This is a genomic window from Serratia sp. SM04 (genome assembly GCF_040280225.1).
Classification (GTDB): Bacteria; Pseudomonadota; Gammaproteobacteria; order Enterobacterales; family Enterobacteriaceae; genus Serratia; species Serratia sarumanii.
This window is the reverse complement of record NZ_JBEOQT010000022.1, coordinates 927,498-947,846: the sequence shown is the minus strand read 5'-3', so window position 1 is coordinate 947,846 and position 20,349 is coordinate 927,498. Positions and strand designations below refer to the sequence as shown.

The 20,349-nt window shown below is 59.3% G+C and carries 20 protein-coding genes, 1 pseudogene and 1 other annotated feature; of the genes and pseudogenes, 8 read left to right on the top strand and 13 right to left on the bottom strand.

What is annotated here, in order from left to right; translation table 11 throughout:
* Window positions 1–169 precede the first annotated feature (169 nt).
* Window positions 170–823 (top strand): epoxyqueuosine reductase QueH, encoded by a 654-nt coding sequence (locus ABTW55_RS25090; protein ID WP_033634769.1) that lies wholly within the window; start codon window positions 170–172, stop codon window positions 821–823.
* A 236-nt stretch (window positions 824–1,059) separates the two neighbouring features.
* Window positions 1,060–1,803, top strand: a complete 744-nt coding sequence (gene tonB / locus ABTW55_RS25085) for a TonB system transport protein TonB (protein WP_016927510.1) — start codon at window positions 1,060–1,062, stop codon at window positions 1,801–1,803.
* Window positions 1,804–1,870: 67 nt separating this feature from the next.
* Here the strand turns inward: tonB and yciA are convergent, their stop codons facing one another.
* The gene (gene yciA / locus ABTW55_RS25080; protein WP_004932085.1) at window positions 1,871–2,299 is read right to left on the bottom strand and encodes an acyl-CoA thioester hydrolase YciA; all 429 of its coding nucleotides are present in this window, start codon (window positions 2,297–2,299) and stop codon (window positions 1,871–1,873) included.
* Window positions 2,300–2,375: 76 nt separating this feature from the next.
* Window positions 2,376–2,915 (bottom strand): septation protein A, encoded by a 540-nt coding sequence (locus ABTW55_RS25075; RefSeq protein ID WP_004932082.1) that lies wholly within the window; start codon window positions 2,913–2,915, stop codon window positions 2,376–2,378.
* A gap of 221 nt (window positions 2,916–3,136) precedes the next feature.
* Between ABTW55_RS25075 and ABTW55_RS25070 the strand changes: the two genes are divergently transcribed.
* Window positions 3,137–4,840: a SulP family inorganic anion transporter gene (locus ABTW55_RS25070; protein ID WP_060421333.1), complete on the top strand. Its 1,704-nt coding sequence runs from the start codon at window positions 3,137–3,139 to the stop codon at window positions 4,838–4,840.
* A gap of 52 nt (window positions 4,841–4,892) precedes the next feature.
* Here ABTW55_RS25070 and ABTW55_RS25065 read toward each other — a convergent pair whose 3' ends face one another.
* Both ABTW55_RS25065 and ABTW55_RS25060 read right to left on the bottom strand, forming a co-directional pair.
* Window positions 4,893–5,645: a YciC family protein gene (locus ABTW55_RS25065; RefSeq protein WP_033647584.1), complete on the bottom strand. Its 753-nt coding sequence runs from the start codon at window positions 5,643–5,645 to the stop codon at window positions 4,893–4,895.
* Window positions 5,646–5,679: 34 nt separating this feature from the next.
* Complete coding sequence (locus tag ABTW55_RS25060; RefSeq protein WP_033634766.1) at window positions 5,680–6,120, bottom strand: YkgJ family cysteine cluster protein; 441 nt, start codon at window positions 6,118–6,120, stop codon at window positions 5,680–5,682.
* A gap of 286 nt (window positions 6,121–6,406) precedes the next feature.
* Here ABTW55_RS25060 and ompW point away from each other — a divergent pair, with 286 nt between their 5' ends.
* Window positions 6,407–7,039: an outer membrane protein OmpW gene (gene ompW / locus ABTW55_RS25055; protein ID WP_004932076.1), complete on the top strand. Its 633-nt coding sequence runs from the start codon at window positions 6,407–6,409 to the stop codon at window positions 7,037–7,039.
* A gap of 44 nt (window positions 7,040–7,083) precedes the next feature.
* Here the strand turns inward: ompW and ABTW55_RS25050 are convergent, their stop codons facing one another.
* The 6 genes and pseudogenes from ABTW55_RS25050 to ABTW55_RS25025 form a co-directional block, all read right to left on the bottom strand.
* Window positions 7,084–7,398 (bottom strand): BON domain-containing protein, encoded by a 315-nt coding sequence (locus ABTW55_RS25050; protein WP_033634764.1) that lies wholly within the window; start codon window positions 7,396–7,398, stop codon window positions 7,084–7,086.
* A 217-nt stretch (window positions 7,399–7,615) separates the two neighbouring features.
* Window positions 7,616–8,422, bottom strand: a complete 807-nt coding sequence (gene trpA, locus ABTW55_RS25045; protein WP_060421331.1) for a tryptophan synthase subunit alpha — start codon at window positions 8,420–8,422, stop codon at window positions 7,616–7,618.
* Window positions 8,422–9,612, bottom strand: coding sequence for a tryptophan synthase subunit beta (trpB, locus tag ABTW55_RS25040; protein ID WP_060421328.1), 1,191 nt, complete (start codon window positions 9,610–9,612; stop codon window positions 8,422–8,424). Before trpB ends, trpA begins: the two co-directional genes overlap by 1 nt.
* A gap of 41 nt (window positions 9,613–9,653) precedes the next feature.
* Entirely contained in the window at window positions 9,654–11,015 is a 1,362-nt protein-coding gene (gene trpCF / locus ABTW55_RS25035) for a bifunctional indole-3-glycerol-phosphate synthase TrpC/phosphoribosylanthranilate isomerase TrpF (RefSeq protein ID WP_080431139.1), read from the bottom strand.
* 3 nt (window positions 11,016–11,018) lie between these two features.
* Window positions 11,019–12,615, bottom strand: a pseudogene (gene trpD, locus ABTW55_RS25030) (bifunctional anthranilate synthase glutamate amidotransferase component TrpG/anthranilate phosphoribosyltransferase TrpD).
* The gene (locus ABTW55_RS25025; protein WP_060421322.1) at window positions 12,615–14,177 is read right to left on the bottom strand and encodes an anthranilate synthase component 1; all 1,563 of its coding nucleotides are present in this window, start codon (window positions 14,175–14,177) and stop codon (window positions 12,615–12,617) included. The pseudogene trpD and the gene ABTW55_RS25025 overlap by 1 nt, the downstream one beginning before the upstream one ends.
* Window positions 14,178–14,201: 24 nt before the next feature.
* Window positions 14,202–14,305, bottom strand: a sequence feature (Trp leader region).
* Window positions 14,306–14,558: 253 nt separating this feature from the next.
* Here ABTW55_RS25025 and ABTW55_RS25020 point away from each other — a divergent pair.
* The 4 genes from ABTW55_RS25020 (at window position 14,559) to ABTW55_RS25005 (ending at window position 17,528) form a co-directional block, all read left to right on the top strand.
* The gene (locus ABTW55_RS25020) at window positions 14,559–15,440 is read left to right on the top strand and encodes a PHP domain-containing protein (RefSeq protein ID WP_060418856.1); all 882 of its coding nucleotides are present in this window, start codon (window positions 14,559–14,561) and stop codon (window positions 15,438–15,440) included.
* Window positions 15,441–15,487: 47 nt separating this feature from the next.
* The gene (locus tag ABTW55_RS25015; RefSeq protein ID WP_041035380.1) at window positions 15,488–16,108 is read left to right on the top strand and encodes an L-threonylcarbamoyladenylate synthase; all 621 of its coding nucleotides are present in this window, start codon (window positions 15,488–15,490) and stop codon (window positions 16,106–16,108) included.
* 114 nt (window positions 16,109–16,222) lie between these two features.
* Window positions 16,223–16,582 carry a Rap1a/Tai family immunity protein gene (locus ABTW55_RS25010; protein WP_033634755.1) on the top strand — a complete coding sequence of 120 codons (360 nt, stop codon included), beginning with the start codon at window positions 16,223–16,225 and terminating at the stop codon, window positions 16,580–16,582.
* Between the two features lie 148 nt (window positions 16,583–16,730).
* On the top strand, window positions 16,731–17,528 hold the full coding sequence (locus ABTW55_RS25005) for an alpha/beta fold hydrolase (protein ID WP_033634754.1): 798 nt from the start codon (window positions 16,731–16,733) through the stop codon (window positions 17,526–17,528).
* A 396-nt stretch (window positions 17,529–17,924) separates the two neighbouring features.
* On the opposite strand, the gene ABTW55_RS25000 is transcribed toward ABTW55_RS25005, so the two are convergent.
* From ABTW55_RS25000 to ABTW55_RS24990, 3 genes are all read right to left on the bottom strand, one after another.
* Window positions 17,925–18,104: a hypothetical protein gene (locus ABTW55_RS25000; protein WP_041035378.1), complete on the bottom strand. Its 180-nt coding sequence runs from the start codon at window positions 18,102–18,104 to the stop codon at window positions 17,925–17,927.
* Window positions 18,105–18,182: 78 nt separating this feature from the next.
* Complete coding sequence (locus ABTW55_RS24995) at window positions 18,183–19,196, bottom strand: major capsid protein (RefSeq protein WP_350429313.1); 1,014 nt, start codon at window positions 19,194–19,196, stop codon at window positions 18,183–18,185.
* An 18-nt stretch (window positions 19,197–19,214) separates the two neighbouring features.
* Window positions 19,215–19,556: a hypothetical protein gene (locus ABTW55_RS24990; RefSeq protein WP_048234231.1), complete on the bottom strand. Its 342-nt coding sequence runs from the start codon at window positions 19,554–19,556 to the stop codon at window positions 19,215–19,217.
* Between the last annotated feature and the right edge of the window lie 793 nt (window positions 19,557–20,349).

Here is a 20,349-nt window from a genome sequence, read left to right as displayed (position 1 = left end):
CCTTTAAAATCATGGCTATAAAACGGTGCTACCAAGGTAGCGCAAAAGGCGCGACAGGGGAACGGCGTAGGGCGAATTTCCCGGCGGATTGGCGCTTATGCCTTGAAGCCGCTACTTTTTATTCGTATAGTGCGGCGCGCTTAAACTGATATGCCATTGAGGTGAGGACATGACGGAACTGGTAAGGGAAAAACTCGATTTGCCGGCGGGCAAAAGCAAACTGCTGCTGCATTCGTGCTGCGCGCCCTGTTCCGGCGAGGTGATGGAAGCGATCCAGGCCTCCGGGATCGAGTACGCCATTTTCTTCTATAACCCCAATATTCATCCGCAAAAAGAGTATCTGCTGCGCAAGGAAGAGAACATCCGCTTCGCCGAAAAGCACGGGGTGCCGATCATCGATGCCGATTACGATACCGACAACTGGTTCGCCCGCGCCAAGGGGATGGAGAATGAGCCGGAGCGCGGTATCCGCTGCACCATGTGTTTCGACATGCGTTTCGAGCGCACGGCGCTGTATGCGCATGAGCACGGTTATGACACCATCTCCAGCTCGCTCGGCATTTCGCGCTGGAAGAACATGCAGCAGATCACCGACTGCGGCATTCGCGCGGCGGAAAAGTATCCTGACCTGGTGTACTGGGATTACAACTGGCGCAAGAAGGGCGGTTCGTCGCGCATGATAGAGATCAGCAAGCGCGAACGCTTCTATCAGCAGGAATACTGCGGCTGCGTCTATTCGCTGCGCGACACCAACCTGCACCGCAAGGCGCAAGGACGGCCGTTGATCAAGCTGGGCGTGCTTTACTATGGCGATGAAGAATAACGCTTAATCACCGCAATCAACCCGCTACGGCGGGTTTTTTACTTTTTGACGCCAGGCGAAACGTTAATGAAGCGTGGTGTTCCGGCGATAAAAAAGCAACGGCCAGGTTAATATCCTTATGAGTTTGCTGGTTTTAGCCGCGCATACTGACGATTAAAGCGATAGTTTGCCTTTCGTTATTGAATATGATTGCTATTTGCATTTAAACTTGGCGAACCAGAGGAAACAGAATCATTATGCCGCTAAAAAAGATGTTCCTTAATCGCCGTATATCCGTGCCTTTCGTCTTGTCCGTAGGCCTGCACAGCGCCCTGGTGGCGGGATTGCTTTACGCTTCGGTAAAAGAAGTGGTGGAGCTGCCGAAGCCAGAGGACGCGCCGATCAGCGTCATGATGGTCAACACCGCCGCGATGGCTGAACCGCCACCGCCGGCGCCGGCCGAGCCGGAACCGCCGCAGGTCGAACCTGAGCCGGAGCCAGAACCGGAGCCTATCGTGGAGCCGCCGCCGAAGGCGATCGTGAAGCCGGAGCCGGTCAAGCCGAAACCGAAGCCTAAGCCGAAGCCGAAGGTCGAAAAACAGGTCAAACCGGAGCCGAAGAAGGTCGAGCCGCGCGAGCCGTCGCCGTTCAACAACGATTCGCCGGCCAAGCCGATCGATAAAGCGCCGGTGAAACAGGCGCCTGCTGCGCCGGTGCAGGGCAACTCGCGCGAGGTCGGGCCAAGGCCGATCAGCCGCGCCAATCCGCTCTATCCGCCGCGGGCCCAGGCTTTGCAGATCGAAGGCAACGTGCGGGTACAGTTCGATATCGACAGCGACGGGCGCGTGAGCAACGTGCGCATCTTGTCGGCCGAGCCGCGCAACATGTTTGAGCGTGAAGTGAAGCAGGCGATGCGCAAGTGGCGCTATGAAGCCAAAGAAGCGAAAGATCGCACCGTCACTATCCGCTTCAAGCTGAACGGCACGACTGAATTGAACTGAGTTCGGTCAACACAAAAAGAAAGGGTCGCCTCGGCGACCCTTTTTGCATTTGCGGCGTAGCGTCAGTTTATTCTTCGAAGCCGACGCGGAAATTCATTTTGCCCTCAGGCAGCGCGCGCGAGTTGCCTTCCGCATCGACCGCCACATAGGTGAACACCGCTTCGGTCGCCCGGTAGCGCTGGCCGATCGGGGCGGAGGAGACTTTCTTGACCCACACTTCGATATTGATGGTGATCGAGCTGCGCCCGGTACGGATGCAGTGCGCATAGCAGCAAACCACATCACCTACCGCCACCGGTTTCAGGAAGGTCATGCCGTCCACGCGCACGGTCACCACGCGCCCTTCGGCGATCTCTTTTGCCTGGATGGCGCCGCCGATATCCATTTGCGACATCAGCCAGCCGCCGAAGATATCACCGTTGGCATTGGTATCGGCCGGCATCGCCAGCGTGCGCAGCACCAGCTCGCCGCTGGGTAAAGGTCGTTGTTGTGTCATAGCAGTCTGCTTTTAAAGGGAGGGAATAACATCATACTGCCCGCGGCAAGCGCCGCAGGCATTAACAATTTTGTAACTATTTTTTCTGTTCTTCCGGCATGTGCCGGTAAATATAGATACCGCTGAGGAGGGTGAAGACCAGCGTCAGCACCGTCAGGCCAAAGACTTTGAAATTGACCCAGACGCTTTGCGGCAGCCAGAAGGCGACATAGATGTTCGCCAGGCCGCAGGCCAGGAAAAAGACCGCCCAAGCCAGGTTAAGGTTGCTCCACACTTTGTCCGGCAGCGTCAGCTCTTTGCCCAGCATGCGCTGAACCAGCGGTTTTTTGAGCACCCATTGGCTGATCAGCAGCGCCAGCGCGAACAGCGCGTAAATCACCGTGACCTTCCATTTGATGAACAAATCGTTGTGGAACACCAGCGTCAGGGTACCGAACACCAGCACCATCAGGAAGGTGATCAGCGTCATCTTCTCGACCTTGCGGTATTTCACCCAGGTGAACACCAGCGCCAGTGCGGTAGCGACGATCAACGCGCCGGAAGCGACGTAAATATCGTACAGCTTGTAAAAAGCGAAAAAGACAATTAACGGGAGGAAATCAAGAAACTGCTTCATAAATCAATCCATCATCTGTTCATCGGCCGACTATACCGGATTCGGCGAGCTCTGTGTACCGCCGGGCGCTGCCGATTATCGGCGTTTGGCCGGCGGATTTCTGCCGCGAAAGCAGGAATTTGCATAAACTTACGCGAGAAAGCGCGGGCGCATTGCCAGCGCGTGCCGCAGGCCGCATAGTAAGTAGCATAATAACCAGATAATTTACCGCGGAAAACAGCATGCAGTGGAAATCTCTCCAGGCCCTGACGCCGGGTTTGACGCATTTATTGGGCTATCAACGCAGTTGGCTCAAGCCGGATATTCGCGCCGGCCTTTCCGTCGCCGCCGTCGCCTTGCCGGTGGCCATCGCCTATGCCGAGCTGGCCGGGGTCAGCCCGGTGGTGGGGCTCTATTCCTGTATTTTGCCGATGGTGGCCTATGCGCTGTTCGGATCGTCACGCCAGCTGATCGTCGGGCCCGACGCCGCCACCTGTGCGGTGATCGCCGCGGTGGTGACGCCGCTGGCGGCGGGCAATATGGAGCGCCATTGGCAACTGACCATCATGATGACCGCCATGATGGGCGGCTGGTGCCTGCTGGCCAGCCGGTTCAAGCTGGGGGCGCTGGCGGATCTGCTGTCGCGGCCGATCCTCAGCGGGTTGCTGAACGGGGTGGCGATCACCATTATGGTCGATCAGATCGGCAAGGTGTTGGGGTTCACGGTGCGCCCGGCGCAGCTGATCGAGCGCATCTACGCGCTGCCCGGCAACCTGCTGCACAGCGACTGGCTGACGATGGCGGTGTCGTTATTGACGCTGGTGACGCTGCTCGGATTTAAAAAATGGCGGCCTAACTGGCCGGCATCGCTGTTCGCCATCGTGCTGGCGGCGTTCGTGACCTGGGCGGGCGGCCTGCAACAGCATGGCGTGGTGACGGTGGGCGGTTTCAGCGGCGTGTTGCCGATCGTCCAGTGGCCGGATTTCCAGCCCGGTTTACTGCGCGACATGGTGATCCCGGCGCTCAACCTGGCGGTGGTGAGCTTTGTCAGCATGATGCTCACCGCCCGCAGCTTTGCCGCCAAAAACGGTTATGAGGTGAACGCCGACGCCGAGTTTCGCGCGCTGGGGCTGGTGAATATCGTCTCTGCGCTGTCGCAAGGTTTCGCCATCAGCGGCGCAGACTCGCGCACCGCGGTGAATGACGCCAACGGCGGCAAGAGCCAGCTGGTGTCGATCATCGCCGCCGCGGTAATCGCCTTCGTCTTGCTGTTCCTGATGTCGCCGCTGCAGTTTATTCCGGTGGCGGGATTGGGGGTGGTGCTGATGTATGCGGCCTGGTCACTGCTGGACATCCGCGGCATCTGGATCTTGCGCCGTCGCAACGCGCAGGCGTTCCGCCTGGCGCTGTTTACCTTCCTCAGCGTGCTGCTGGTGGGGGTGATCAGCGGCATCGGGCTGGCGGTGTTGCTGGGATTGATGCAGTTTCTGCGCACCGTCTTCCGGCCGACGGAACAGCTGCTGGGCGTCAACGACGAAGGCATGATCCATTCCATGGGCAACAACAATGGGGTGAAGGCGGTGCCCGGCGTTATGATGTATCGTTTCAATTCGCCGCTGACCTATTTCAACGTGGCGTACTTCAAACGCCGCATTCTCAATTTGGTCGACGGCACGCCGTTCCAGCCGCGTTGGGTGGTGGTGGACGCGGTGGCCAGTTTTACCCATGCCGATATCAGCGTGCTGGCGGCCATCGACGAACTGAAACGCGATCTGTTACAGCGTAACGTTAGGCTGGTGCTGGCGGGGCGTCGCACCGAACTGACGCGTTGGTTCCGCATCAACCGCTTAGGGCGCGACAAAGAGCTGATTTTGGTGCCGGATCTGTATCTGGCGCTGAAGCTGATTCAGAGTAAGGAGCAGGCGGAAGCCGCCGTGATGGGGTAAACAAAAAAGGGGCGCGCCGAAGCGTGCCCCTTGATTTTCGCTGACGCCGGCGTTAGCCGCGCAGCAGCATATACAGGCGGAACAGGTAGATCAGCAGCAGGGCAGACACCAGGTTGCTCAACGCGGTCAACACCACGCTGGCGACGTTCGGCGTCAGCACCGACAGATGGCTCACCAAAAACAGCACCAGCAGTTTGGCCGCCAGCCACAGCATCATCGCCGGCACGATCACGCGCGCATTGGCGAAGGCCAGTTTGCTGCTCAGCTTGAGCGAAGCGAACACGCCTTTCTTGTCGACCGAGGCGATCACCGGCGCCAGCGCGAAGGCGATCGCCATCAGCACGCCCGGCACCACAAACAGCGTCAGGCCAAGCTGGATCAGCAGGGTGCAGATAAACAGCAGCAGCAGCAGGCGCGGCAAGTCGGGCGCCGAGGCGCCGAGCGCGCGCAGGGCGCTGGTGCGTTGCCCTTGCGACACCAGACGAATCAGCGTCAACATCCCGCCGACCAGCAGCACGTTGCCGACCAGCGCGGAGAAGGTGGCGGCCGCCGACACTTTCAGCAACACCATCTGCTGTTCCGGCGTCATCTGCTGGATCACTTCCTGAATGCCCATACCGGTAGACGAAGCGAAATCGCTGGTGGTGGCAGCGAGCGTCGCCAACTGTTCGGCATCGGGGCTGAAGGCCTGATTCAGCAGCACGGAGATAAACGCCGTCAACAACGCCAGCATCAGGATGCTGGCCAGTTGGTTGCGTAAAAAGTTAAAACTGTCACGGTACAAAGCGTTGGCCGTGATAGACATGCAGACTCCTTGGCGTCGGGAAAACAGAGATAAATCAGTGGGTGATTGTACCCTGTTCCACGCCGCTGTGGCACCCCGCGAATTGCACTACGCCTATTTCTTCAACGATCGTCGTCTCAGGCAACGACAGCGGCAGGGGCACCGGCAAGGGCGGCAGGCCGTAGCGTTCCCGGGCGCGATCGCAGGCTTCGTTGCGCAGGCCGTTTTCACCGGACTGATCGAACTCTCTGCACGGGCTGGGCCGATTGAGGTAGATCGAGCAGGACACGGCTTTGCCGATCTCGCCGTCCAGCGCGTTGCAGCGGGGGGACTTGCTGTTGGTCCCCTGCATGCAGCGCAGGAACGGGGTTAAAGGCTCCGTCAGGGAAAGAGGGACGGTGCCGCCGCCGTCTTCGGCTTCGGCCCAATAGAATGACACTCGAAAATAACCGCAGCATGCGCCGCAGCTGACACAGGGATTAAGGATTTCGCTCATCTTGATTGCCCGCCGACTCCTCACGGCACCAACCAAAACCAACACGGAAAATGAAATTACCTCAGCCGCAATTTTCTCCGCAACCGAAATTTGAACATGTAGATAATTTGCAACAAAATCGATTTTTTGATGCAGATCAATCCTTGATTTATTAGGCGGTTAGGTAACCTTGTTTTTAGTAGGATTTTAAATTTTTACACATAAGATGTGATCTCGATGGGATCACAAATACCCGAAAGTAGGTATATTCCCCCTCGAGCGATTAACCACACAAATGGAATGGATAATGAAAAAGACAACTCTGATGGTATTGGCGACGATGATGGCGCCTATGTTGGCAAGTGCGCATCAGGCCGGTGATTTCCTGTTCCGCGCGGGCACCGCGACGGTGCGTCCAAATGCGGGTTCGGACAACGTGCTGGGGTTGGGTTCGCTGGATGCGAAAAACAACACCCAGCTCGGTCTGACCTTCGGTTATATGGTGACGGACAACATCGGCGTTGAGTTGTTGGCCGCAACGCCATTCCGCCACAAGGTGACGCTGGGCGGCACCGATCTGGCGACCGTTCACCAGTTGCCGCCTACGCTGATGGCGCAATACTACTTCGGCGATAAGCAGGACAAACTGCGTCCTTACCTGGGCGTCGGCGTTAACTACACCACTTTCTTCGATGAGAAGTTCAACGACTACGGCAAAAGCGCCGGGTTGAGCAATCTCGATCTGAAAGATTCCTGGGGTGTGGCGGCGCAGGCCGGCCTGGATTACAACCTGGATGAGCACTGGATGCTGAACATGTCGGTGTGGTGGATGAATATCGAAACCAAAACTCGCTTCAACGATGCGAATGGCGGGCACCACAGCTTCGATACGCGTTTGGATCCGTGGGTGTTCATGTTCGGGGCGGGGTACCGCTTCTGATGAAGGCTCCAAGCAGGGAGGCGTTGCGCCTCCCTGTGTCGGTATTATTTAATCTGCATTACGTTTTCAACCGATTTCACGCCGGCCACGCCGCGTGTGACCTGCACCGCACGGTTGGCGTCATCGCTGGACGTCACGAAGCCGCTCAGCTGTACGCGCCCTTTAAAGGTTTCCACGCTGATTTCGCGTGACTTGATGTTTTTATCCGCCAGCAGTGCCGATTTCACTTTGGTGGTGATCACCGTGTCATCAATATAACCACCCGTTCCCTCAGATTTTGCCGTCGGCGCGCAAGCGCTCACCGCGACCGCCACAACGGCTGCCATGCACAAGGCCGAAAGGGTTTTAAAAAGCTTCATAAATTACTCTCCATGCAATGTTATGGTTGAAATTCGCTACGGTTTTTCGCCGCAGCGGGCGCATTCCCCAAATCAAACGAAGAAATGCATAGCGAACAAAGTTCATTGTGAGACAAGACCTGGGTTTGTTCAAATTTTTGCTGTAAATAAATGGAACAAACTTTGAGGGGAAACAAGCTGTTAAAGCGAGCGCCGGCAGGGCGCTCGCTGAAGAGGATCACGCCCGGGTGGCGCGCTTCATATTGCTGACGAAGGCCGCCAGCCTGGTCAGCATCTCCGCCGGGTTGGCATGGTGCTGTTCGATGATTTTGACGATTGCCGAGCCGGAGATCGCGCCGGCGGCCCCGGCCTGCAGCGCGGCCTTCACCTGCTCGGGTTCGGAGATGCCGAAGCCTTGCAGCGGCGGCGCGGCGCGGTACTCGCGCAGCTTGTTCACCAGGTGATGCAACGGCAGCTGCGCCCGGCTTTCGGTGCCGGTGACGCCGGCACGCGACAGCAGATAGGTGTAGCCGCGGCCGTGCGACGCGATTTCACGCAGCAGATCGTCATCGGCGTTCGGCGGGCAGATGAAGATCGGCGCGATGCCGTGGCGCGCGGCGGCGGCGCGGAACGGCGCAGACTCTTCAAACGGCACGTCGGCGACCAGTACTGAGTCCACGCCCACTTCGGCGCAGCGTTGATAAAACGCATCGATGCCTTTATGGAACACCAGATTGGCGTACATCAGCAGGCCGATGGGAATGGTCGGGTGCTTCTGGCGGATGGCCGCCAGCATCTCGAAGCACTGGGTCGGCGTGACGCCGGCGGCGAAGGCGCGCAGCGTCGCGCTCTGGATGGTGGGGCCATCCGCCAGCGGATCGGAGAAGGGGATGCCCAGCTCCAGCGCGTCCGCGCCGGCTTCGATTAGGGTGTCGATAATCTGCAGCGACAGCGCCGGATTAGGATCGCCCAGCGTCACGAACGGGACGAAGGCGCCTTCCTTGCTGCTTTCCAGACGCGTGAACAGTTGCTGATAACGTTCCATCAGATTTCTCCCCGTGCTTTCAAAATGTCGTGAACGGTAAATATGTCTTTGTCGCCGCGGCCGGACAGGTTGACCACCAGGATCTGCTCTTTCTGCGGCGTTTCACGGATCATTTTCAGCGCGTGAGCCAGGGCGTGCGAGGATTCCAGCGCCGGGATGATGCCTTCATGGCGCGACAGCGCCTTGAACGCTTCCAGCGCTTCGTCGTCGGTGATCGACACGTATTCGGCGCGGCCGGTGCTGTTCAGGTAGGCGTGCTGCGGCCCGACGGACGGGAAGTCCAGCCCGGCGGAAATCGAATAGGACTCTTCAATCTGGCCTTCGGCGGTCTGCATCATCGGCGCTTTCATGCCGAAGTAGATGCCGACGTGGCCGTGCTTCAGCGGCGCGCCGTGCTGGCCGGTTTCGATGCCCAGGCCGGCAGGTTCCACGCCGATCAGCCCAACGTCGGCGTCATCGATAAAATCGGCGAACATGCCGATGGCGTTGGAGCCGCCGCCGACGCAGGCGATGACCGCATCCGGCAGGCGGCCTTCGCGCTCCAGCACCTGCGCTTTGGTTTCTTCGCCGATCATGCGCTGGAATTCACGCACGATGGTAGGGTACGGATGCGGGCCGGCGGCGGTGCCGAGCATATAGTGCGCGGTTTCATAGCTGCCGGACCAGTCGCGCAGCGCTTCGTTGCAGGCGTCTTTCAGGGTGGCGGAGCCGCTGTGCACCGGGATCACTTCCGCGCCCATCAGCCGCATGCGGAACACGTTAGGCGACTGGCGCTCGACGTCTTTGGCGCCCATATAGATGCGGCATTTCAGGCCGAGCAGCGCGCAGGCCAGCGCCGACGCGACGCCGTGTTGGCCGGCGCCGGTTTCCGCGATGATCTCGGATTTGCCCATGCGCTTGGCCAGCAACGCCTGGCCCAGCACCTGGTTGGTCTTGTGCGCGCCGCCGTGCAGCAGGTCTTCACGCTTCAGGTACAGCTTGGTGTTGCTGCCGGCGGTGAGGTTTTTACACAGCGTCAGCGCCGTCGGGCGGCCCGCGTAGTTCTTCAGCAGATCGATAAATTCCGCCTGGAATGCAGGATCGCGCTGGGCGCTGACAAAGGCTTCTTCCAGTTGTTTCAGGGCCGGCATCAGAATTTGCGGCACGTATTGGCCACCAAATTCGCCGAAGTAGGGGTTAAGCAGCGTCATGAGAGTTCCCGTTATTATCCGTTATTAATGTTGAGCCGTATTCAGTAGGCGCGCAGGGTCTGGAAGACCGAGGCCAGGCGCGCGGGATCTTTGATGCCCGGTTCGCTTTCCACGCCGGAGTTGAAGTCCAGCCCGGCGCAGCCGAGCTTGGCCGCCTCGACGCAGTTGTCGGCGCGCAGGCCGCCCGCCAGCATCACGTCAGTCAGATCTTCGCCTTGCAACACCGACCAGTCGAAGCGTTGGCCGGTGCCGCCGGCGCCGTTGTCGAGCAGATAGCGATCCACATGCTGCAGATCGCGCGCCGGCACCCGATCTTTCACGCTCAGCGCTTTCCAGATGCGGCAATCGGCCGGCAAGCGGGCGCGCAGGGCGTTGATATAGGCCTGGTCTTCTGCGCCGTGCAATTGCACCGCGTGCAGACCGAGGCGCTCAACGGTCAACGCCACGGTATCGACCAGGGCGTCGCAGAACACGCCGACGTACTTCAGCGGCGCGCCGGAGATCACTTCGCGAGCGCGGGTGATGTCCACATAGCGCGGCGAGCGGCCGACGAAAATCAGCCCGCCGTAGATGGCGCCGGCCTGATAGGCGGCGGCGGCGTCCTGCGGACGGGTCAGGCCGCACACTTTGTTGTCGCCCAGGATCACGCGGCGCACGGCGGCGCGCAGATCGGGTTCCGACATCAGCGCGCTGCCGATCAGGAAACCGTTGGCGTAATGGCTCAGCTCGCGGATCTGCCCGTAGTTGTTGATGCCCGATTCGCTGATCACCGTCACGCCGTGCGGCACGCGCGGCGCCAGCTGACGGGTGCGGTTCAGATCGATGCTCAGATCGCGCAGATCGCGGTTGTTGATGCCGACCACGCGCGCTTCCAGCGCGATCGCGCGCTGCAGCTCTTCTTCGCTGATCACTTCGGTCAGCACGCCCATATTCAGGCTGTGGGCCACCGCCGCCAGCTGGCGGTACTGCTCGTCGGTCAACACCGACAGCATCAGCAGGATGGCGTCGGCCTGATAGTAGCGCGCCAGGTAAATCTGATACGGATCGATGATAAAGTCTTTGCACAACACCGGTTGGCTGACGGTTTTACTGACTAGCGGCAGGAAATCGAAGCTGCCCTGAAAGTATTTCTCGTCGGTCAGCACCGAGATCGCCGAAGCGAAATCTTTATACACCGTGGCGATCTCCACCGGATCAAAGTTCTCGCGAATCAGCCCCTTGGAAGGCGAGGCCTTCTTGCATTCGAGAATGAAAGCCGTCCGGGTGCCCTGCAGCGCGTGATAGAAGCTGCGTTCGCTCGGTACGATGTCGTTCTGAAAGCCGGCCAGGGGCTGTTGCTGTTGTCGCGCCGCGATCCATTGCGCTTTGTCGCGGACAATCTTGTGTAGCACGGTTTCCTGCATCATTTATCCTCTTGCCGCCAGTGCGATGACACGCTCATAGGCCTGCCCGCTGTTGATCATATCCAGTGCCTGCCGCGCATTTTGGCGCAGGTCTTCATGTCCGAATAACTTCAGAAGCAACGCGACGTTGGCCGCGACCGCCGCGGCGTGCGCCGGCTCGCCTTTACCTTGTAACAGCCGCGCCAAAATGTCACGGTTTTCTTCCGGCGTGCCGCCCAGCAAGGCTTCCAGCGGATAGGTTTCCAATCCGAAGGACTGCGGCGTGAGCTGGTAGCTGCTGATTTCGCCGTTGTTCAATTCCGCCACGTGCGTCGGGGCGTGGATCGCCACCTCGTCCATGCCGCCGCCGTGAACCACCGCCGCACGCTGATAGCCCAGCACGCGCAGGGTTTCGGCGATCGGCAGCACCAGTTCCGGGCTGTAAACGCCGATCAGCGCCAGTGGCGGACGCGCCGGGTTGATCAGCGGGCCCAGCACGTTGAACAGCGTGCGGGTTTTCAGCTGCTGGCGTACCGGCATGGCGTGACGAAAACCGGTGTGGTACTGCGGCGCGAACAGGAAACACACGCCGAGATCGTCCAGTGCCTTGCGCGCTTCTTCCGCCGGCAGATCCAGGCGGATGCCGAACGCCGCCAGCAGATCCGAAGAGCCGGAGCGGCTGGAGACGCTGCGGTTGCCGTGTTTGGCGATCTTCGCGCCGCACGCCGCCGCCACGAAGGCGCTGGCGGTGGAAATATTGATGCTGTTGGTGCCGTCGCCGCCGGTGCCGACGATATCGGCGAACGGGTAGTCAGGGCGCGGGAACGGCTGAGCGTCGTCCAGCAGCGCTTTGGCGGCGCCGGCGATCTCTTCCGGGCGCTCGCCGCGGACTTTCATGCTGATCAACGCCGCCGCCAGTTGGCTCGGCTCCAATTCGCCGCGCACGATGGCGCTGAACAGCTGTTGGCTTTCCTGCTGGCTCATCGACTCGGCGCGGTACAGTTTCTCAAGAATAGGTTGCATCGTCGTGTTCCTTATATTACTTCGCCAGCGCCCAGGCCAGGGTCTGCTCAAGCAGGCGCGCGCCGTGGGTGGTCAGAATCGATTCCGGGTGGAACTGGAAGCCGCACACGCGGCGATGATCGTCGCGCACCGCCATCACCATCTCGCCGAACCGGGCGTTGACGGTGAGATCGGCCGGGATATTGCTGCCGACCAGCGAGTGGTAGCGCGCTACCGGCAGCGGGTTGGCCATGCCGGCGAACATACCTTCGCCATCGTGAACGATCGCCGAGGCCTTGCCGTGCAGGATCTCGCCCGCCTGGCCGACCTGGCCGCCGTAGGCTTCGACGATCGCCTGGTGGCCGAGGCAGATGCCGATGATCGGCAGCCGGCCGCGCAGGCGCTGCAGCAGTTCCGGCATGCAGCCCGCTTCGGACGGGGTGCCGGGGCCGGGCGACAGCATCAGCACCGGCTGGGTCATGTGCTCCAGGCGTTCGATGATCACCTCGGCGGCGATCTGGTTACGGTAAATCACCACCTGGTGGCCGCTGGCGCGCAGCTGATCGACCAGGTTGTAGGTAAAGGAATCGACGTTGTCGAGCAGCAGAATATCGGCCATCAGAACACCTCCTTGGCATGGTGCGCAGTGGCGATGGCACGCAGCACGGCACGGGCTTTGTTGCGGGTCTCGTCGGCTTCCGCCTGCGGGATGGAATCCAGCACCACGCCGGCGCCGGCCTGCACGGTGGCGATGCCGTCTTCAACGTAGGCGGAACGAATGACTATGCAGGTATCCAGATCGCCGGTGGCGGTGAAGTAGCCTACCGCGCCGCCGTAGCTGCCGCGGCGTGTGCCTTCGGAGGCGGCGATCAACTGCATCGCCCGCACTTTCGGCGCGCCGCTCAGGGTGCCCATGTTCATGCAGGCCTGGTAGGCGTGCAGCACGTCGAGATCGGCGCGCAGGGTGCCCACTACCCGGGAAACCAGGTGCATGACGAACGAATAGCGGTCCACCTTGGTCAGGTCGGCGACGTAGCGGCTGCCGGCCTGGCAGATGCGCGCCAGATCGTTGCGCGCCAGATCGACCAGCATCAGGTGCTCGGCCAGCTCTTTGTGGTCGGTGCGCATTTCCAGCTCGATGCGGCTGTCGAGATCCAGATCCAGCGAACCGTCCTTACTCCGGCCGCGCGGGCGGGTGCCGGCGATCGGGTAGATTTCGATTTGGCGATTGCTCGCGTCGTATTTCAGCGCGCTCTCCGGCGAAGCGCCGAACAGGGTGAAGTCATCATCCTGCATGAAGAACATGTACGGGCTGGGGTTGTTGTCTTTCAAGGTCTGATAGGCCGCCAGCGGCGCCGGGCACGGCAGGGAGAAGCGGCGCGACGGCACCACCTGGAAAATCTCGCCCTGGCGGATCGCTTCCTGCAGCCCGCTGACCACCGCGCCGTACTCTTCGTCGCTCTGGTTACAGCTCAGCTGCATGTTCTCCAGCGTTTGGTGCGGGATCGGCTGCGGGGTTTGTTGCAATTCGGCCTGCAGCTGTTCCAGGCGTTGCTGCAAACGCTGCGCTTCACTCGCCTGCTCACTGAAGACGCTGGCCTGCAGACGGGCCGTACCGCGTTGGTGATCCAGCACCAGCAGGGTTTCCGCCAGATAGAAGCAGAAGTCCGGGCAGCGCTGATCCTGGCGCAGCGCCGGCAGGTCTTCGAAACCGGCGACCAAATCGTAGGCGAACAGGCCGCCCAGCATCACGGCTTCGCGCTCGTCCGCCGGGGAGTCCACCAGGGTCAGCAGCGTGCGCAGCGCGTCGAACACCGACAGTGAACGCAGGCGGGCGTCTTCGTCCTGCACCGCGTCGATCGCCGGGAAGCTCAGCTCGCGGCCGTTGGGGCGCGCCTGATTGCGCACCTCGGGCGGCAGCGCTTCGTCCAGCAGCGGCAGCAGCGCCGCACCGTTGGCGCTCAGCGCCTGCACGCTGACGGTGTGGCCCAGTGCGGTAATGCGCAGCGCGCTGTCAATCACCAGCAGGCTCTGCAGATTCTGTTTGCTGTTGATTTCCGCCGATTCCAGCAGCAGGGTGGCCGGACGGGCGCCGCACAGCTGGTGGAAAATGGTGGTGGGATCGCCCCGGTAGCTGGCTTGCGCCTTCAGCAATGTCATTTGTGGTTTGATGTTCATCATCGGTGGTTCCAGTGAATTCTGTCCATAAAAAAGCCCGCATCAGGTGCGGGCTCAGGAAATCTGCATTGTCAGATGACAGCTATGCGCGATTACACCGCCCGCAAGAGGGAGGTACGCCACCAACCGTGAAGAGAAATGTAGTTGTTCATTTGTAGACTCTCTCTGTTAACGCTCATCCGACACGGCCGTTGCCGTGAACTTGTGTACTAGTTAACTGGTTCGAGAGGGCAAAGTCAACCCTCTTTTTGCACAATGTTTTAGCGGTCAGCGTGAATTCTATTCATCATTCCGCCTGGCGTCCGCGGCCGGGGCAGAATAGATTTCCGTCCGGCCGCCGATCGCGGGTATGATAGAAAACCAAGCCATTGCCGGATAGCCGTTTTGACAGACAGTAACCCCCCATCCACCGCCTTTACTCTGTACGACCTCCACAGCCACACAACCGCCTCCGATGGCTACCTGACGCCGACGCAGCTGGTGCAGCGGGCGGTCGAGATGCGCGTGGGCGTGCTGGCGATCACCGATCACGACACCACCGCAGGCCTGGCCGAGGCCGCCGCCGCCATTGCGGAGCAGGCGTTACCACTGCGGCTGGTCAACGGGGTGGAAATCTCGACGCTGTGGGAAAATCATGAGATCCATATCGTTGGATTGGGCATGGACGTCGCGCACCCGGCGCTGGTGGCGCTGTTGGCGGAACAAACCGAACGGCGCAATCGGCGTGCGCAGGAGATCGGCGTGCGTCTGGGTAAGGCGCGCATTCCCGACGCCTATGCCGGCGCCCAGCGGCTGGCGGGCGACGGCGCGGTGACCCGCGGCCATTTCGCCCGTTATCTGGTGGAGATTGGCGTGGCGGACAACATGGCGCAGGTGTTCAAGAAATACCTGGCCAAGGGCAAAACCGGCTACGTGCCGCCGCAGTGGTGTACAATAGAACAAGCCATTGATGCGATTCATCAATCGGGCGGCCAGGCGGTGATGGCGCATCCCGGCCGTTACGATTTGACCGCGAAGTGGTTGAAACGTTTGCTGGCGCATTTCGCCGAACACGGCGGCGACGCCATGGAAGTGGCGCAGTGTCAGCAGGCGCCGCATGAGCGCTCGCAATTGGCGAAATACGCCCAGGACTACCGCCTGTTGGCCTCGCAAGGCTCTGATTTTCATCAGCCTTGTTCGTGGATCGAACTGGGGCGCAAACTGTGGCTGCCGGGCGGCGTCGAGCCGGTGTGGCGCGATTGGCCGCAGCCTGGCGAGGCGGTCTGATTTTACGCGCGTGGCAACGCGCGCGGGCATCATTTTAGGAGCAAGTCATGAGTCAGCTTTTTTATATTCACCCGGACAACCCGCAGCCGCGTTTGATTAACCAGGCGGTCGAGGTGTTGCGCAAGGGCGGGGTGATCGTTTATCCCACCGATTCCGGCTATGCGCTGGGTTGCATGCTGGAAGAGAAGGCGGCGATGGAGCGCATTTGCCGCATCCGCCAGTTGGACGGCAACCACAACTTTACCCTGATGTGCCGCGATTTGTCCGAGTTGTCGACCTATGCGCACGTCGATAATACGGCGTTTCGCCTGATCAAAAACAATACGCCGGGTAACTACACCTTCATTCTGAAAGCGACCAAGGAAGTGCCGCGCCGCCTGATGAATGACAAGCGTAAAACCATCGGCCTGCGCGTGCCGTCGAACCCGATCGCGCTGGCGCTGCTGGAGGCGCTGAACGAACCGATGATGTCCACCACCCTGATGCTGCCGGGCAATGATTTTGCCGAATCGGATCCGGAAGAGATCAGCGATCACCTGGGCAAGGTGGTCGATCTGGTGATCCACGGCGGTTTCCTCGGTCAACAGCCGACTACGGTTATCGATCTGACCGAATCCTCGCCGGAAGTGGTGCGTGAAGGGGCGGGCGACGCGGCGCCTTTCCGCTGATGTAAACCGTCGCCGACTTGCCCATTGTCTGAAAATCGGCTGAAGCGACGCTATTTCGGGTGAAAGCAGCTATTCTTGCTACTTCAGAATTGATAATGGGCAGGATGCGCACCAATGATTAAACGGGTTTCTTTTTTAGCGGCCTTATTATTTTCCTCGATGGCAAATGCGGGTTTTTATTCGGGCAGTTCCTTGCTGGCGGAATCCGGCGGTTACGTAAAAAATAAAAACGGTGAGGCCACCGTGGCCGAAGCGCTTAACGGCGGCATGTTTATGGGATACGTCGCCGGCGTATTCGATACTTATTCGATGCAGGGCAACCGCAATATTTGCCCGGAAGCCGGGATGAGTATCGGCACGGCCGCCGATGCGGTGATGCGCTATTTGAACGAGCATCCCGAGCAGTTGCATTACTCTGCGCCTTCGGTGATCATGCTGGCGTTAAGCGCCGCCTATCCCTGCGTGCGCCATTAAATTTGCATTCCATTTAGTGCGCATTTTTTCATAAGGTGCGCTCTCATACTTTCCGCACGAACTTCAATAGATCAATCTCCGCGGCGCTGTCACCTTAGCATCGTCGGCATCCCCCGAACGGGTCGGGGAGAGACGCGCAGGAGGTTATATGACCACATTTCACAGCGCCAACATCGCTCTCGATTATCAGGATATCGGCTCAGGGCCGCTCACGCTGGTGCTGCTGCCCGGCTGGTGCGAGCCGAAAACCGTGTTCGATCCCTTCATCGCCCTGGCGGCAGAACGTTATCGGGTGATCAGCATCGACTGGCGCGGCCACGGCCTGTCGTCAAAAACGGCGGAGATGTCGCTCGCGGCGGACGATTTGCTGGAAGATGTGCGTCAGCTACTGACGGCGCTGCGTTTGGACAACGTGGTGACTCTGTCGGTGGCGCACGCCAGCTGGCTGGCGGTGGCGTTGGCCGAAGCGTTGCCGCAGCGGGTGCGGGGCATGGTGTTTCTCGATTGGATCATGACGCAGCCGGAACCGGCGTTCTTTACGGCGGTGAGCCGCATGCAGCAGCCGCAGCAGTGGCTGGCGGCGCGCGACGCCTTGTTCGCCTTCTGGCAGGGCGGCATCCGCCACGAACGGGTCAAACGCCATCTGGAGGTCGAGATGGCGCAGGAAGATTACCGGCTCTGGCGTGCCGCCGGCGTGGCCATCGAACAGGCCTACCGGCAATTCGGCTCGCCGCTGCAACGTCTGGCGGGAATGAGCGCGCCGCCGCCGTGCCGCCACATCTACTCGCTGGATCGCCGCGACGACTATCTGCGGCGCCAGCAGGCATTTGCCGCCGAGCAGCCGTTTTTCTCCGTGGTGCGTTTGGGGGAGGCTCGCACTCACCTCGGCATTCTGGAACGGCCCGACGCGGTGCTGTGGGCGGTGGAGGATTTTTTGGCGCCGTAAACGCTGCCCGAGGGAGGTCGCCGCCGATAAAGTGGGTTTCAACACCTTAGAAAGCCTGTATAATGCGCGGTTCGATCCTGATAAATGTATTGTTACCGTTGTGGCGGTTGGCCGCGGCGGTTATCCCCCCGACGCCTGTGAAGGCGCAATATCTAAAATTAATTACCAATAAAAACAACTAGTTGTGATTTTGTCGTTCTGGGCTGGGTGGCTTTGTGTGACAGTCTGTAGCTCAAGCTGTATTGCTCAATGTGTTACACCTCGCTGTAGAATTCCAGACAACAAAAAAGCCCCAACCGTTAGGAAGGGGCTTAATCAATTCAAGGCCAAGTAGACCACGCCGAATAGGCAGGCTAATCCAAAAATCATTTAGGTATTACTCCAAAAATCATTTGGTCAGGCCTTATTCTTCTCGCTGAAGTGTCGAATGGCTTCTACCAAACCTTGGCGCTCTACGTAGGAATGCAAGGTGGGGCGGGGCACGTTCAGCTTTCTGGCAATTGCCGACAGCTTCAGATCTTCGATCCCAAGGTGCATAACCGGACGGCCTACTGCATCGAGCATTACAATCTTCATGGTGTTTTCCTTTTGTCTTAAACAACAAAGGCGGGGGCTAGTGCCTCCCGCCATTGCTTAGGCCAAACAGTTTAAGCCTTATTCGCCCAGCGTGATTTTGCTCACGAAGTCCGGGCGGTACAGGACCGGCAGCAAGCTGAACTCGCTGTAAACCTCTGGATTATTCAGCTTATCTTCAAGCACATACGCGTAGAAGTCGCGAACCTGACCGCTTGCAGCTTGGTCGAAGTTCCGTGAGGCAGGGCCGACGATATTCCGGGCATAGCTGCCAACGCTGCGGTGGGTCATTGGGAACAAGAAGCCTTCACCCTCGCCGATCGCGTAGTCGGGGGTAGGGTTCTGGATCACGGTCAATCCGTTAACAGTAAACCATTCATAACCCGGGGTTTCCTCTTTGTTGTTGAACAACATGTTAGGAGAAACCAAGCCGTCTTTCAGCAGGGACAGGGTTGCGGAGTCCCATTTGATAGCGCTGTAAAGATCGTCATCTGCCACAAGGATGAAGCCCGGCATGTTGCGGGTTGATGCACCCATCAGGCGGCGGATGCGGCGCTTGAATGCATCCAGCTGTTCGAGGGCGATCTCACCCGCGCCAGTCTTCAGGGTTTCATTGCCCTGACGCTTGTCGAACACATCGGCATAGTCGATCACACCGGCATTGGTATGCGTGTCTACAACTTTGTGTTCAAACAGCGCTTGAGCGAACATCTTTTCGCGGGTTCGGGTAAACGATTCGAACTGCCGATCGCCTTCAGCTGCGATCAGCTCAAGCGCGGTTGTTTCGCGGTCTGTACCAAAAGCGCGATGACCTTGGAAATCACTGGCATTCAGCTTCCCACTTGTGGCTACGTGAGGTAGCTCAACAGTGAAGTTTTTGGCGCGGTCGCGGGAAACGTCATTCAGGTCACTGCCGTAGCGCTCTGTGGTGTTCAGCAGTTTGGACTGTTCAGCCAGCAGGTAATCAACCTCAACCTTTGCAGTCTGCGAGGTTTCACGGTCGAACAGGCCCAGATCGGTCAACAGGTTACCCGGGGTCTGGCGATCCATATATGGGGTTACCATGTCCAGCTTTTCAAATGCTTGCTTAGCCATTGTTTTTATTATCCTTTATTAGTTAATGGTCAGACGGTTGATGCCGGATGCTTCGATAGCGGCAATGGCTTTAGCGGTGCCTGCTGCGTCTGCGCCGTTCAGGGCGTCGCGTTTCAGGACCACACCACGATCAGCGATGATCACGTGAACCTTAGCGCCAGATTTTGCAGGGTGAATAACTACCAACGGGGCTTCGGTATCAGCTGCGCCGAATTTGGTGCCGTCGGCTTTGATGACATCGCCGGGAACCAGATCTGCGGCCAGTGTTTCGATCACGATCTCGCGCTTGTCGAATACAGGATCGACGGAATACGCGATCACATCGGTAAAGCTCTTGGCCTGAGTGCCTTCAAGTTTCATCTTATTGATATCCTTATGAATGATTGGATTTTGGAGGGGGTGAGGCGTTGCACCTCTGGGGCGTGTTTGAGGCAAGCCACAGGAACGCCTGAGAGGCTCTCTGACAGTGGCTAGGCTCGGCTAACCTGATTGCTCAGGCTGCATAGCAGCGCGTCACCACAGACCGGGGAGGCTGTAGAAACGCGTGTTAATTGGTGTGTGATCTGTTGGTTGGGTGATCAAGGTCATTCGGGGCTGCGGGTTGTGGGAACATAGGGGAAAAGAATGGAGTCCCACAGACAAGCAAATGAAGGGCTTAGGTCCATAAACTTGCCTGCGGGGTCCAAACTCACACGCACCAACATGCTCTCCGTTTACCAATAGATCCAACCATTGGTGGGGGCGGCTCATCGATTCGTTAATCGGGTAAGAGCCTTTCTCCAACCCCATCAAACAAAATGAGATTCGAGAAAGGCCCGGCCAGATGAAGGGCCGGGGACCTTGTCAACGAGTGAGAAGGAATATGAGCAGGTAACGCAATCACATTCCTCATGCTCTCTGTTGAGTACCGGAAACAGATAATGACTCACGGGGCGAGATCATTACGGGCGACCGGACAAAGAGCATGAGGAATGCAGCGGAGGCCGGTCCGATTTATTCCCGCACGTCAACAGGATAACTGTGACGCACTGTGTGTGAGAGGAGACTCACGGGAGATACACTTGATCAGCTAAATTGTTCAGCTAAATGTTCTGAAAAGAGGTTGAAGCGCCCGCCGGTCTGAAACCTGTGAGAAACATCGCGGCGGGGTGCG